General features: G+C 67.0%; 13 protein-coding genes and 1 pseudogene. 13 read left to right on the top strand and 1 reads right to left on the bottom strand.

The window, feature by feature from the left end:
• Positions 1 to 99 precede the first annotated feature (99 nt).
• The 13 genes and pseudogenes from ACOEQ1_RS10605 to ACOEQ1_RS10545 all read left to right on the top strand — a co-directional run bounded on the left by ACOEQ1_RS10605 (position 100) and on the right by ACOEQ1_RS10545 (position 12784).
• Positions 100 to 1683, top strand: coding sequence for an ABC transporter substrate-binding protein (locus tag ACOEQ1_RS10605; protein ID WP_419759216.1), 1584 nt, complete (start codon positions 100 to 102; stop codon positions 1681 to 1683).
• Between the two features lie 9 nt (positions 1684 to 1692).
• A complete protein-coding gene (locus ACOEQ1_RS10600; RefSeq protein WP_419759215.1) occupies positions 1693 to 2025 on the top strand; it encodes a hypothetical protein in 333 nt (110 codons plus the stop codon).
• A complete protein-coding gene (locus ACOEQ1_RS10595; protein WP_419759214.1) occupies positions 2022 to 2636 on the top strand; it encodes an ABC transporter permease in 615 nt (204 codons plus the stop codon). Before ACOEQ1_RS10600 ends, ACOEQ1_RS10595 begins: the two co-directional genes overlap by 4 nt.
• The gene (locus tag ACOEQ1_RS10590) at positions 2633 to 3448 is read left to right on the top strand and encodes an ABC transporter permease (RefSeq protein ID WP_419759213.1); all 816 of its coding nucleotides are present in this window, start codon (positions 2633 to 2635) and stop codon (positions 3446 to 3448) included. Before ACOEQ1_RS10595 ends, ACOEQ1_RS10590 begins: the two co-directional genes overlap by 4 nt.
• Entirely contained in the window at positions 3449 to 4435 is a 987-nt protein-coding gene (locus ACOEQ1_RS10585) for an ABC transporter ATP-binding protein (protein ID WP_419759212.1), read from the top strand.
• Between the two features lie 69 nt (positions 4436 to 4504).
• A pseudogene (locus ACOEQ1_RS10580) lies at positions 4505 to 5206 on the top strand (ATP-binding cassette domain-containing protein); the annotation flags it as partial.
• A complete protein-coding gene (locus ACOEQ1_RS10575) occupies positions 5149 to 5427 on the top strand; it encodes an oligopeptide/dipeptide ABC transporter ATP-binding protein (RefSeq protein ID WP_419760678.1) in 279 nt (92 codons plus the stop codon). The pseudogene ACOEQ1_RS10580 and the gene ACOEQ1_RS10575, both read left to right, overlap by 58 nt.
• A complete protein-coding gene (locus ACOEQ1_RS10570) occupies positions 5417 to 6673 on the top strand; it encodes an NAD(P)/FAD-dependent oxidoreductase (RefSeq protein WP_419759211.1) in 1257 nt (418 codons plus the stop codon). The genes ACOEQ1_RS10575 and ACOEQ1_RS10570 overlap by 11 nt, the downstream gene beginning before the upstream one ends.
• Positions 6674 to 6695: 22 nt before the next feature.
• A complete protein-coding gene (locus ACOEQ1_RS10565) occupies positions 6696 to 8099 on the top strand; it encodes an amidase (protein ID WP_419759210.1) in 1404 nt (467 codons plus the stop codon).
• Positions 8100 to 8111: 12 nt separating this feature from the next.
• Positions 8112 to 9398, top strand: a complete 1287-nt coding sequence (locus ACOEQ1_RS10560; RefSeq protein ID WP_419759209.1) for a C69 family dipeptidase — start codon at positions 8112 to 8114, stop codon at positions 9396 to 9398.
• Entirely contained in the window at positions 9395 to 10213 is an 819-nt protein-coding gene (locus ACOEQ1_RS10555) for a M55 family metallopeptidase (protein ID WP_419759208.1), read from the top strand. Before ACOEQ1_RS10560 ends, ACOEQ1_RS10555 begins: the two co-directional genes overlap by 4 nt.
• Before the next feature lie 19 nt (positions 10214 to 10232).
• Positions 10233 to 11051, top strand: coding sequence for a M55 family metallopeptidase (locus ACOEQ1_RS10550; protein ID WP_419759207.1), 819 nt, complete (start codon positions 10233 to 10235; stop codon positions 11049 to 11051).
• A 116-nt stretch (positions 11052 to 11167) separates the two neighbouring features.
• Positions 11168 to 12784, top strand: coding sequence for a carboxylesterase/lipase family protein (locus tag ACOEQ1_RS10545; RefSeq protein ID WP_419759206.1), 1617 nt, complete (start codon positions 11168 to 11170; stop codon positions 12782 to 12784).
• A gap of 4 nt (positions 12785 to 12788) precedes the next feature.
• Here ACOEQ1_RS10545 and ACOEQ1_RS10540 read toward each other — a convergent pair whose 3' ends face one another.
• On the bottom strand, positions 12789 to 13109 hold the full coding sequence (locus ACOEQ1_RS10540; RefSeq protein WP_419759205.1) for a cupin domain-containing protein: 321 nt from the start codon (positions 13107 to 13109) through the stop codon (positions 12789 to 12791).
• Between the last annotated feature and the right edge of the window lie 47 nt (positions 13110 to 13156).

Here is a 13156-nt window from a genome sequence, read left to right as displayed (position 1 = left end):
AACTATCGGAAATAATTTTTCTTGACAGAAAATTTTTTGCGAGCGGGAATTACCTCCAAGCGTCGAAACATCACCTCTTCACATCATGAGGATCAAGCAATGAGCCGTCATCCTGGCCAGCCCCTTCCTATGGCGCTTTCCCGTCGACGCCTCTTGCAGAGTTCGGCGCTCGGCCTCGCGGCGACCGCCCTGGCTGGCGCCGGTTTTTCGGTGGCGGCCCGCGCGGATGAGACGCCGAAGCGCGGCGGCATCCTCACGATGGCGCGGACCGGCGACGTGGTGTCCTTCGAGCCCGTCGTCCCCTCTGACAACATGTCGATCTGGGCGAAGCTGCTGGTCTTCCAGTTGCTGATCCGCACCAACCCGACCGGCGACGGCGTCGTGCCTGACCTCGCCACGAGCTGGGACATCTCGGACGACAAGCGCACCTATACCTTCCACATCAATCCGAAGGCGACCTTTTCGGATGGCACGCCGGTGACGTCCGAGGATGTCGAGTTTTCCTTCGGCCGTACGATCTACGACAAGGATTCCCCCTGGGGCTCGATGTTTCCGAAGCTCAGCATGGAAACGCCGGACGTGCACACGATCGTCTTCAATCTGCATCAGGACTGGGCGCCGTTCATGGCCGTGGCCTCGCTGCATGGCGCGGCCATCGTGCCGAAGGCCTACTTCAACAAGGTCGGTCTGGATGTATTCGGCAACAAGCCGATCGGCTCCGGCCCATTCATGATGACCGATTGGAAGAAGGGCGACAGCATCACCTTTGCCCGCAACCCGCACTTCTGGGACCCGTCGCGCCCGTATCTGGACGGCATCGTGCTCTCGATCGTCGCCGACGACAACGTGCGCATGCTGAAGGTGCAGTCCGGCGAGATCGACATCGGCACGCAAGTGCCCTTCAACCAGGTCAACAAGCTCAAGACCGCGCCGGGCCTCGACATCCAGATGGTGCCGTATGACCGCATCGACTGGATTCAGTTCAACGAGAAGCTGCCGGTCTTCCAGGACGTGAAGATCCGCCAGGCGATGAACTACGCCGTGGACAAGGAGGCGATCATCAAGGCCGTGCTGTTCGGCTACGGCGAGGTTCCGACCTCTTTCCTGCCCAAGATGTTCATGACGGACACGACGGACAAGCCATATCCGTACGACCTCGCGAAAGCGAAGCAGCTGATGTCGGAGAGTTCGATGCCGAACGGCTTCAGCGCAAAATGCACGACCTACAGCGGCGACACGATCTTCGCTCAGGTTGCCGAAATCGTGCAGCAGATGCTGCTGCCGCTGGGCATCAAAATGGAGATCGTGCCGGAGGAGATGAATACGCAGCTGGCGCAGGTGAGTGCGGCGCAATACGAGATGGCGCAAGGCTACATGACCAGCGACATTTTCGATCCATCCGAATTGGTGGCTTTCGCCGGCGCGGGCGATGAAGGCAGCGATTCCGTCTGGACCTACTACAGCAACCCCAAGGTCAATGCGCTGGCGAAGCAGGCGCTGGGCGAGCTGGATGAGGCCAAGCGCCGCGCGACATATTTGGATATGCAGCGCATCATCTTCTCGGACGCCCCGTATCTTTGGCTCTATTGGACGCCGGCCATCACCGCCATCCGCGACAACGTCCACGGCTTCATGGTCCTGCCGACGGGTAACTATTGGCTCGAGGATGTCTGGAAGAGCTGAGACCGGCTCTTGCTGAACTACATCATCCGTCGCCTGCTGCTGATGATCCCGGTCGCCTTCGGGATCACGCTCGCGGTGTTTCTCCTCGTGCGCCTGATCCCAGGCGATCCTGCGCGCGCTATCCTCGGCATCCACGCGACGCCCGCGCTGATGGCCGCCGTTCGCGCGCGCCTGGGGCTCAATCGCGGCATCGGCGTGCAGTATCTGATCTACCTCAAGCACCTCGTACAGGGCGACTTCGGCATCTCCTACTATTATGGCCAGCCGGTGTCGCAACTCGTCTTCGGCCGCATGGTGCCGACGCTGGTGCTGCTGCTCTACAGCACGATCATTCGTTGGTGATTGCCATCCCCGCCGGCCTGATCGCAGGCACGCGGCAAGGGCGTGGCGCGGATCATGCGTTGCGCGTCATCGCGACGGCGGGCCTCGGGCTGCCGAGCTACTGGACGGGGTTCATCCTCATCCTCATCTTTGCCGTCACCTTCCATATCTTTCCCATCGCGGGTTACGGGAACACCTGGGGCGCGCGGCTCTACAACCTGTTCCTGCCCGCGCTCACCTGCGCGCTCAATGTGGCGCCGCTCGTCATGCGGGCGCTCCGGACGAGCCTCGGCGAGGCGCTCGGCGCCGGCTTCATCGACACCGCCCGCGCCAAGGGCCTGCCCGGCTACGTCGTGCTTCTCAGCCACGCGCTGCGCGTCGCCATCCTGCCGGCGCTCAACGTGCTCGGCCTCAACATTGGGTTTCTGGTGGGCAACACTGTGCTCGTGGAGAACGTCTTCGCCGTTCCTGGCCTCGGTCAGCTCATGATCAACTCCATCGGCACACGCGACTACCCGACCATTCAGATGGTGACGCTGATGTTCGGCGTCGTTGTCGTGCTCATCTATCTCTTGACCGACCTGGGCCAGATCATGCTCGATCCGCGCGTGCGGCGGAGTGAACTCGGTTGAAACGGTGGCCGCGCAACCTCAAGCTCGGCGTCGGACTCATGATCGCCTGGGTGCTCATCGCCGTCTTCGGCCCGATGCTGCTGCCGGGCGACCCGACAACGATGGACCTGATGAACTCGCTGCATCCGCCGAGCCTCGCCTTTCCCTTCGGCACCGACAACCTCGGTCGCGGCGTATTCACCCGCATCGTCTACGGCAGCCGCATCGATCTGCAGATCGCGCTGTTCTGCGTCGTGCCGGCCTTCATCATCGGCACCATGGTCGGCATGTCGGCAGGCTACTTCGGCGGCACCACGGATGTGGTGTCGATGCGGCTCGTCGATGTCGCCGTGGCGTTTCCGTTCTTCGTCGCTGTCATCGCAATCGTCGCCGTGCTCGGCCCTGGCCTCAAGAACATGTATATCGCCGTCGCGGCGGTCGGCTGGGTGAGCTACGCCCGCATCACCCGCGCCGAAATCCTCGTGGTGAAACAGACGGATTACGTGCAGGCGGCGCGTCTTCTCGGCTTCGGCGATGGACGCATTCTCGCCCGCCACATTCTGCCCAATGTCATCGTGCAGGCGCTGGTCTACGCAACCTCGGACGCCGTGCTCGACATCTTCCTCGGCAGTTCGCTCGGCTGGCTCGGCCTCGGCGCGCAACCGCCGTTGCCGGAATGGGGCCTCATCATCGCCGACGGCTATAGCTTCGTGAGCCAGGCGCCGTGGATCAGCGGCTTTCCCGGCCTCGCCATCGTGCTGCTCGCGGTCTCGCTGAGCCTGCTCGGCGACGGGCTTGCGGATGCGCTGCGGCCCGAGCTGGGGCGCGCGTAGATGGCGGAGCTTCTCACCGTCGAGCGCCTCGGCATCGGCATCCCGAAAGGGGAGGGCACCGTCGCGCTCGTCGAGGATGTGTCGTTCACCGTCCGCGCGGGCGAGGCTTACGGCATCGTCGGCGAATCCGGGTGCGGGAAGAGCACGACGATCCGCGCCATCATCCGGCTGCTCGCGGGCCGTGCGCGGATCACTCAAGGCGCGATCCGCTTCGAGGGCGAGGATCTCGCAACCGCCGACGAGGCGCGGCTGCGCCCGCTGCGCGGAGCCGGCATCGGCATGATCTTCCAGGATCCGCTGACGGCGCTCAACCCGGTGATGACGGTGGGCCGGCAGATCGCCGAGGGCCTGCGCTACCATGGTGCAATTGCTCCCTCCGACCGGCGCGCCCGGATGCTGGAGGTCATGCGGCTGGTCGGGCTGCCCGACCCCGCGCGCATCGCGGCGTCCTTTCCGCATGAGCTGTCGGGTGGCCAGAGGCAGCGCGCGGCGATCGCCATCGCGCTCGTGTGCTCGCCGCGCCTGCTGCTCGCGGATGAGCCGACGACGGCGCTCGACGTGACCATCCAGGCGCAGATCCTCAAGCTGCTCAGCGGGCTACGGACGCGGCTGGGCATGGCGCTGATTTTGGTGACGCACGACCTCGGGGTGGTGGCGCAGACCTGCGACCGCGTGGCGGTCATGTATTCCGGACGCATCGTGGAGGAGGCGCCGATCGCCCGCATCTTCGCGGCTCCTCGGCACCCGTACACGGTGGCGCTGCTCAACTCGATCCCGCGCGGCACGCGGGCGAACCATCCGCTGCACCCGATCGCGGGGATGCCGCCGGACCCCGCGCAACGGCCCTCGGGGTGCAGCTTCGCGCCGCGTTGCCCGCACAAGCAGCCAGACTGCGAACGCGCCTTCCCCGGTTGGACCATCTCGGCGGGCGGCGGCGGTTTTGCCTGCTACCACCCCGCTGCCGTCGGCGCGCATGCCGATGTCTGAGCAACCGCTTCTCGCCGTCGAGGGGCTGAACAAGTATTTCATTCTGCGGCGGTCGCTCATCGCAGGGTCATGGGCCGCCCGCACCGGCGCGTGCAGGCCGCGAAGAGCGTGAGCTTCGCCATCGCTCGTGGCGAGAGCTTCGGCCTCGTCGGCGAGTCCGGCTGCGGCAAGACAACGCTGGGACGCCTCGTGCTGGGCCTGCTCGCCGCCGATGACGGCGCCATCCGGTTCGAGGGGCAGGACATCGCGAAGGCCGAGCCCGGCGCCCGTCGCGCACTCCGTCGGCAGATGCAGATGGTGTTCCAGGACCCGTATTCCTCGCTCAACCCGCGCATCCGCATCGGGTCGGCGATCGGCGAGCCCATCCGCCTGCACGGCATCGTGCCGCCGGGAGAGGTGCAGTCCGAGGTCGCGCGGCTGCTGGAGCGGGTCGGTCTGCCGGCCTCGGCCGCGACGCGCTACCCGTCGGAGCTCTCGGGCGGCCAGCGCCAGCGGGTAGGGATCGCGCGGGCGCTCTCGGTGCGGCCCAAGCTGCTCGTGGCCGATGAGGCGGTCTCGGGGCTCGATGTCTCGGTGCGGGCGCAGGTGCTCAACCTGCTGTCGGACCTCCGTCGCGATCTGGGTCTGACGCTGATGTTCATCTCCCACGACCTCGGCGTGATCGAGTACCTGTGTGAGACTGTCGGCGTGATGTATCTCGGCACCATGGTGGAATACGGCCCTACCGCCAGCGTCTTCGCCCGCCCGGCGCATCCCTACACGCGCGCTCTGCTCGCCTCCATTCCGCGCGCCGACCCTTCGGCGGCGGCGGACATGAGACGCCGCTCGCGGGCGAGCCGCCGAGCCCCGTCGATCCGCCGTCCGGCTGTCCCTTCCGCACAAGGTGCCCGTCGGCTCAGGCGGTGTGCGAGACGCCGCCGCCAAGGGTCGCACTCTTGGGGGGCCGCTGGGCCGCCTGCCACTTCGCGACGGAGTTCGTGAATGCCCAGTAGCGAGGACACCGATGTCGTCGTCCTCGGCGGCGGCATCGTCGGCGTCTCTATCGCCGTCCATCTGCAGATGCGCGGGCGGCAGACGGTGCTGCTGGACCGGCAGGGGCCGGGCGAGGCGACCTCCTTCGGCAATGCCGGCCTCATCCAGCGCGAGGCGGTCTATCCGCACCTCTTCCCGCGCAACCTCGGCGACCTGCTGCGCTACGCCGGCAACCGCACGCCGGACTCCTACTACCACACACGCATGCTGCCTCGGCTCATGCGGCCCTTCCTCGGCTACTGGTATCACTCCGCCCCTGAGCGCTACGCCGCCATCTCCCGCAAGTATGCGCGGCTCATCGAGCATTGCGTCGATGATCACATGGCGCTGGCCGATGCCGCCGATGCGCGGGACCTGCTGCGGCCCGGCGGCTGGACCATGGCGCATGAAACGCCGGCGTCGCTCGCCGCCGCCGTGACGCTTGCGGAGAGTGGCCGGCGAGAGTTCGGCGTGGAGTATCGCGCGCTCGACGCGGCCGCGCTGGCCCGGGAGGAGCCGCATCTGCGCGAGGGGCTCGCCGGCGGGCTGCAATGGACGCAGCCGGTCGCGGTGATCGACCCGCATGCGCTGACGGTTGCCTACACGGCGCTGTTCGAGCGTCTCGGCGGGCGGGTGCGGATCGGCGATGCACGGAGCCTCGCCCGCGCCGGATCGGGATGGCAGGTGGCGGGCGAGGGTGGCCAGGTCACGGCAAGGGAGGCCGTGGTGGCGCTGGGCGCGTGGTCCCCGGTGGTGACGAAGCCGCTCGGCTACGACCCGCCGATTTTCGTCAAGCGCGGCTACCACATGCACTACAAGCCGGATGGGAATGCAGGGCTCAACCACGCGGTCTTCGACGTTGCGAACGGCTACATGCTGGCGCCGATGCGGCGCGGCGTCCGGCTGACCACTGGCGCGGAATTCGCTCATCGGGACGCGCGGCCGACGCCGGTGCAGCTTGGGCGCGTCGAGCCTTCGGCGCGGCGGCTGATGCCGGGCCTGGGCACGCGGCTGGACCCCGCGCCCTGGGTCGGCGCGCGGCCCTGCACGCCGGACATGCTGCCGATCATCGGGCGCGCGCCGGGACAGCCAAACCTCTGGTATGGGTTCGGTCATGGCCACCAGGGGCTGACGCTGGGCCCGACCACCGGCCGCTTGCTGGCGGCGATGATGACCGGCGACGTGCCTTTCACCGATCCGGCCGATTACCGCCCGGATCGATTTTGACGCAGCACAAGAGGGACCGACGATGACCGAAACCGATCTCGCCTATCTCGAACTGACCGAGGTCGCTGGCCTGATCCAGGCGGGCGAATTGTCCTCGGTCGCGGTCACGCAAGCGATGCTCGACCGGATCGAGGCGCTCGACGTGACCCTCGGCAGCTACGCGCTGGTGCTGCCGGAACTCGCACTGGCGCAGGCCGCGCGCGCGGATGCGGAAATCGCAGCCGGCACCCTTCGCGGCCCGCTTCATGGCGTGCCATTGGCGGTGAAGGACCTCTGCTGGATGGAGGGCGTGCCGACCGCCGCCGGCATGACGCTCTACGCCGACTTCAGGCCGGACGAGGATGCAACCGTCGTGACCCGCCTGCAGGAGGCCGGCGCCGTCATCCTCGGCAAGCTGCAGCTCACCGAGAGCGCCTACGCCGATCATCACCCGTCGGTCACGCCACCCAAGAACCCCTGGAGCGCGGAGCACTGGCCCGGCGCGTCCTCCAGCGGCTCGGGTGTCGCGACAGCGGCGGGGCTCTGCTACGGCTCGCTCGGCTCCGACACCGGCGGCTCGATCCGCTTTCCCTCGGCGGCCCAGGGCCTGACGGGCCTGAAGCCGAGCTGGGGCCGTGTCAGCCGTTATGGCGTCTTCGAACTGGCGGCGAGCTTGGACCACGTCGGCCCGATGACGCGCAGCGTCCGCGATGCGGCGGCGATGCTCGGCGCGATCGCGGGCGCCGACCCGAAGGACCCGACGGCGCTGCAGACGCCGGTGCCCGATTACCTCGCGGCGCTCGAGGGCGGCGTGGCGGGCTTGCGTATCGGCACCGATCCGGCCTGGATGGGCGGGTCTGCCGATGCCGAGACGCAGGCGGCGGTGGCGGCGGCGCTGGAAGTCATGCGCGGCCTCGGCGCCGAGATCGTGGAGGTGACATTCCCCGACATCCGGCAGGCGGTGAAGGATTGGTTTCCGCTCTGCGGGGTCGAGACGGCGGTCGCTCATGCCCGCACCTTCCCCTCGCAGCGCGACGCCTACGGGCCGGCGCTCGCCGGCATCATCGAATTGGGCCGCTCGGTCTCGGGGCTCGACCTGCAGCGCATCCTCCTGCGGCGGGAGGACCTGCGTGGCCGGGTCAATGCGCTGATGACCGGGATCGACCTGCTGCTGATCCCGGCGATGGGCTTTGCCGCGCCGAGCCTTGCGAAGATGGGAACGCTCGGCACGGACGATGCTCTGATGAACAGCCTGCTCGGCTTCACCTGCCCCTTCGACATGACGGGCCATCCGTCGCTGACGCTGCCCGGCGGCTTCACGCCTGCCAGGTTGCCGGTGGCCTTCCAGATGATCGGCGCGCATGGTGCGGAGGCTCTGCTATGCCAGGCGGGCCATGCCTTTCAGCAGGCGACCGACTGGCACAAGCACCACCCGGCTTTGGGCTGAGGAAAACGATCCATGTGCGACACCATCGTGGCCCAGCCCGAGGCAACCGCCGACGGTGTCATGCTCCTCGCCAAGAATGCGGATACCGAGGTCAACGAGGCGCAGCAGATCCTGAGTTTCCCCGCGCGTGACTATGGCGCCGGCACGGCGTTGCGAGTGACCCATCTGACCATCCCCCAGGCGCGGCACACGCACGAGATCATTCTCGAGCGGTCCTTCTGGGCCTGGGGCGGTGAGATCGGCTGCAACGAGCATGGCGTCGCCATCGGCAACGAGGCCGCCTTCAGCAACCAGACTGAGGCGAAAGATGGCGTCATCGTCCTCGATCTTCTGCGTCTGGGGCTCGAGCGGGGCGCGACCGCGCGCGAGGCGGTCGAGATCATCGGCGCGCATGTCGTGGAATACGGGCAGGGCGGCAACGTCCAGATGATGGGCAACTACCAGTTCGACGGCGGGCTGCTGATCGCCGACCGGCGCGAGGCTTGGATCATCAACTGTGCCGGCCGGCACTGGGCGGCGCGCCGCGCGCGGAGCACGGAGGCGATCTCCAACCGCTATCAGATCGGCGCCGACTGGGAGCTGTCCTCGCTGCCATCCGGTGGTGAGCGCGCCGACTTCCGGGCGATGTTCGCCGACCCGGTGCGCGAATACGAGGCTGGCGCGAATGAGCGCGAGAGCTGCGCCGCCGGGCTGCTCGCCGCGCGCCACGGCCAGATCACCATGCACGACATGGCGGCCGTGCTGCGCGATGTCGGTGACGAGTCAACCTACGACGTGACCGCCGACAAGCGGTCGGTTCGGGTCTGCATGCATGCAGGGCCGACACCGTTGCGCTTCTGGCACGCGACGGGCGCGATGATCACCGAGACGCGGCCCGATAGCGTCGTTGTCTGGATGACGGGGACCTCCGCCACCGATCTCTCGATCTTCAAGCCTCTGTTTCTTGGAGTTCCGCTCCCGGATGCCGGGCTGCAACCGACGGGCATCGATACCGAAGGCACGCTTTGGTGGCGTCACGAACGGCTGCATCGCCGCGCGATGGCGCACTACCGCGAGGTGAAGCCCGAAATCCGCGCCGAGTTCGACGCTCTGGAGCGGCAGTTCCATGCGGCGTCCATCTCCGCGCGCACCGCCTCGCCGCGGGTAAAGGCCGCGTTGGTCCGCTGGTGCTGGCATGCGGCGTCGCTCGCCACGGAGCGGTGGATCGAGAAGCTTTCCGCGCGCAGTTACGGCTTCAGCCACACCGGCTATGCCGCGATGTGGCAACGCTTCAACGCCGAGGCCTCGCTGTCGCTGTGAAGATCTTCATCTCGGTCGACATCGAGGGCGTGGCCGGCGTCGTCCTGCCGGCGCATGGTCAGCCCGGCAACCTGGAATACGAGGATGCGCGCCGGCTGATGACGGAGGAGGCGAACGCCGCCATCGCGGGCGCCTTTGACGGCGGCGCCGTCGAAGTGCTGGTGAACGACAGCCATGGGCCGATGATCAATCTTCTGCCGGACCTGCTCGACCCCCGGGCGGAACTCATCCGGGGCCAGATCAAGCCGGGAAGCATGTTCTCAGGGCTGGATGACACCTATGCCGGCGCCATGTGCGTCGGCTACCACGCGGCGGCGGGGGATCATGGCGTGCTCGCGCATACCTACAGCACGCGTGACTTCACCGGTGTCCGCCTGAACGGCGTGGCGGCCTCCGAGGCAATGTTCTTCGGCGCCTATGCTGGCGCCATGGGCGTGCCTGTCATCCTCATATCCGGCGACGACGTGACGGCGCGGACCTGCGGCAGCCTTTTCGCGGGCGCCGAGGTGGTGCAGGTGAAGACAGCACTGGGGCAGCGGGCGGCACGTGCGGTGTCTCCGCACGAAGCCCGCAAGCGCATCCGCGAGGCCGCGGAGCGCGCCGTGCGTGCGGCGGGCACCATGAAGCCCTTTCGCGTTATCGAACCTTGTGATGTCGCATTCGATCTCACCAGCGCCACCCGAGCGGACATCTGTGCGACTATCCCTGCGGCCATTCGCTACGCACCGCTGACGGTCGGTTTCAAGACGGAAACGGTTGCCGACGCGATCCGCTGGATGGCCGTCTGCGCGATGCTCGGCAGCCACGTGACGTGACGAAGTCTGGACATCCAGCATGAAGATTTACATCTCCTCCGATATCGAGGGCGTTGCCGGGGTGGTATTGCCGGCGCATGGCGCGCCCGGCAATGTCGAATACGAGCATGCGCGCCGGCTGATGACGGAGGAGGTGAACGCCGCCATCGAGGGCGCCTTCGCCGGCGGCGCGGTCGAGGTTCTGGTGAACGACAGCCACGGGCCGATGACGAACCTCCTGCCCGATCTGCTCGATCCGCGCGCCGAACTCATTCGCGGCAATATCAAGCCGGGCGCCATGTTCGCGGGGCTCGACGACAGCTATTCGGGGGTCATGTGCCTCGGCTATCATGCGGCGGCAGCGGAGCATGGCGTGCTCGCCCATACCACGAGCTCCTCGGCCTTCGCGGCGATCCGGCTGAACGGCATGGCGGCGTCGGAGGCGATGTTCTACGGCGCCTATGCGGGCGCCATGGGCGTGCCGGTCATTCTGCTCTCCGGGGACGACGTGACGGCGCGCACCTGCGGCGGGCTGTTCCCTGGGGCTGAGTTCGTGCAGGTGAAAACGGCACTGGGTCAGCAGGCGGCGCGAGCCCTGTCTCCGCATACGGCCCGCAAGCTGATCCGCGAGGCCGCCGAGCGGGCGGTGCGGTCGGCGGGAACGGTGAAGCCCTATCGGCTGTCGGAGCCATGCGACGTGGTCTTCGATCTTACGAGCGTCACGCTCGCCGATATCTGCGCGACGATTCCGGCGTCGATCCGCTATGCCCCGCTCACGGTGGGGTTCAAGGCCAATACCATTCTCGACGCGATCCGCTGGATGCGCGTGTGCTCGATGCTCGCGAGCCATCTGCGTTAGGCGCCGCGCATCGCGACCCTGTGATAAGGGACGAGGGTAGTGGTGCCAGAAACTTGGCGTAGGCTCAGGAAAAGGCTCGGAAGGTGAGCCGTCATCCTGGGGAGGCGTGCGTGGGCTTGAGACAGCACCTGATGAAAGCGGCCGCGGCCTTTCTGGCGCTTTCGGCCATGGCCTCTCAAAGTTGGGCCGCCGGTCAAGCCTCTGGGCAGGGCGATTTGGTCGTGCAGACCGATGGCGGGGCCGTGCGGGGCGCGGTCGCTCTTGGCGTAGAGAACTTTCTCGACATTCCCTATGCGGCACCGCCCGTCGGCGCATTGCGCTGGCAACCGCCTCAACCCCCTGAGGCCTGGAAAGGGATCAGGTCGGCAGCCACCTACGGGCACTACTGCACCCAGCCGAAGAGTTTCGACTCCCCGGCGGGCGCGGCACTCAACGAGGATTGCCTGGACATCAACGTCCAGCGCCCGATCGGCACCCGCGCCGACGCCAATCTTCCCGTCTACGTCTACATCCATGGCGGCGGCTTCGTGACCGGCAGCGGCGTGAAGGATGGGCAGGACAAGATCGTCCGCCTGAATGGCATCGTCGGTGTCACCATGAGCTATCGCCTCGGCGCGATGGGCTTCCTTGCTCTCCCGTCGCTCGCAACGGCCTCCGGCGAGACCGGCGATTACGGCCTTCTGGACCAGCAGGCGGCGTTGCGCTGGGTGCAGCGGAACATCGCGCGCTTCGGCGGGGACCCCCGCAAGGTGACGATAGGGGGCGAGTCTGCAGGCGGATGGTCCGTCTGCACGCATCTGGTGGCTCCGGGATCGCGGGAGCTTTTCTCACAGGCCATCATCGAGAGCGGCGCGTGCGTCAGCGTTCCGCTTGCAAAAGCTGAGGCTGAGGGTGCGGCTTTTGCGGCGAAGCTCGGCTGCGGTGCGGCTTCGGGCCAAGCCGCCTGCCTGCGTGCGAAGCCGGTCGCGGCTATTCTTGCCGCTCAGGCGCCGGTCTATTTTCCCAAGCGCGACACGCCGTTCCTGCCGATCGACACCTGGCATGCGATTCAGACCGGCAATTTCGCGCATGTGCCGGTGATCGTCGGTTCAAACCGGGATGAGGGCCGCTCCTTCACCCATGCCGATGTCGGCTGGAGTAAAGCGCAGTATGAAGCCTTCGTGCGCGCGTCTTTCGGCGCGCAGGCAGGTTCGGTGCTGAAGCTTTATCCCTATCCGGCTGGGGACCATGATCCGGCTGCCGTCGCGTATCAGGTCGCGGCGATCAACACCGATGACGGAACGCTCGTCGGGCAGGGCGTTGTCAATGCCGAGATCGGCGGCTGCGGCAACCTCGCGCTGACCGAAGCCCTCGCACGCTACGTCCCGGTCTACGCCTACGAGTTCGAGCATCGGGCGGGTCCGGGATGGTTCGCGACCCCGGGTTACCAATGGGGCGCCGGTCATGCGGCGGAGCTCACATATCTCTATCCACAGCATGACGGCGGCAAAGGCTACGCCGGCTTCACGCCGGCCGAGGTTGCATTGTCAGATGAGATGGTGCGCTACTGGGGCGATTTCGTGAAGCGGGCAGACCCCAACGGCGCGGGGCAGCCGAACTGGCCCGCGTATTCGCAAGGGCAGTTCCTCTCGCTCGATGTCGGCGGCAAGACAGCCGCTACAGCCAACGCGGCTTTCGTGAGCGAGCACCATTGCACGTTCTGGAACCGCCTGACCGGGACCACCATCAAGTAGTCAACTAGACCCCGACGGACGGCGTCGCCGCCAGATTGACCTCGAGCAAAAAGGTGTCGGTCTCGAAGACAGCGCTATGCCAGTCGTCCGTTGCCAAGTGGATGACCACACCCGGTGCGAGCAATACACGCCCTGATTCGCGCTCCAGCACTCCGCCGCCCGCGACGACGTAGAGGAACTGTTCGAACGGGTGGCTGTGGCGCGCCGCCACAAGTCCCGCGGGCGCCCGGACCTGGCGCAGCGTGGCACCGGTCCCTGCGAGTTCGGGCAACGCGGCTGCCACCGACGCGTCCGTCGGCCAGGCCAGATTATCAGGCAAGCTCATGATGCGATTCCTCTTCGCGGGAGTTGCCGCCGGGGCAGCGTAGCCCC

The organism is Acidisoma sp., from assembly GCF_965199065.1.
Lineage (GTDB): Bacteria > Pseudomonadota > Alphaproteobacteria > Acetobacterales > Acetobacteraceae > Acidisoma.
The sequence above is the reverse complement of the archived record's forward strand: the minus strand, read 5'-3'. Positions and strand labels throughout refer to the sequence as shown.

What these genes read in the sequence shown, in the direction of transcription:
- ACOEQ1_RS10605 (WP_419759216.1), top strand. Translation starts at nt 100, where the DNA reads ATGAGCCGTCATCCTGGCCAGCCCCTTCCTATGGCGCTTTCCCGTCGA.
- ACOEQ1_RS10585 (WP_419759212.1), top strand. Translation starts at nt 3,449, where the DNA reads ATGGCGGAGCTTCTCACCGTCGAGCGCCTCGGCATCGGCATCCCGAAA.
- ACOEQ1_RS10570 (WP_419759211.1), top strand. Translation starts at nt 5,417, where the DNA reads ATGCCCAGTAGCGAGGACACCGATGTCGTCGTCCTCGGCGGCGGCATC.
- ACOEQ1_RS10565 (WP_419759210.1), top strand. Translation starts at nt 6,696, where the DNA reads ATGACCGAAACCGATCTCGCCTATCTCGAACTGACCGAGGTCGCTGGC.
- ACOEQ1_RS10560 (WP_419759209.1), top strand. Translation starts at nt 8,112, where the DNA reads ATGTGCGACACCATCGTGGCCCAGCCCGAGGCAACCGCCGACGGTGTC.
- ACOEQ1_RS10550 (WP_419759207.1), top strand. Translation starts at nt 10,233, where the DNA reads ATGAAGATTTACATCTCCTCCGATATCGAGGGCGTTGCCGGGGTGGTA.
- ACOEQ1_RS10540 (WP_419759205.1), bottom strand. Translation starts at nt 13,109, where the DNA reads ATGAGCTTGCCTGATAATCTGGCCTGGCCGACGGACGCGTCGGTGGCA.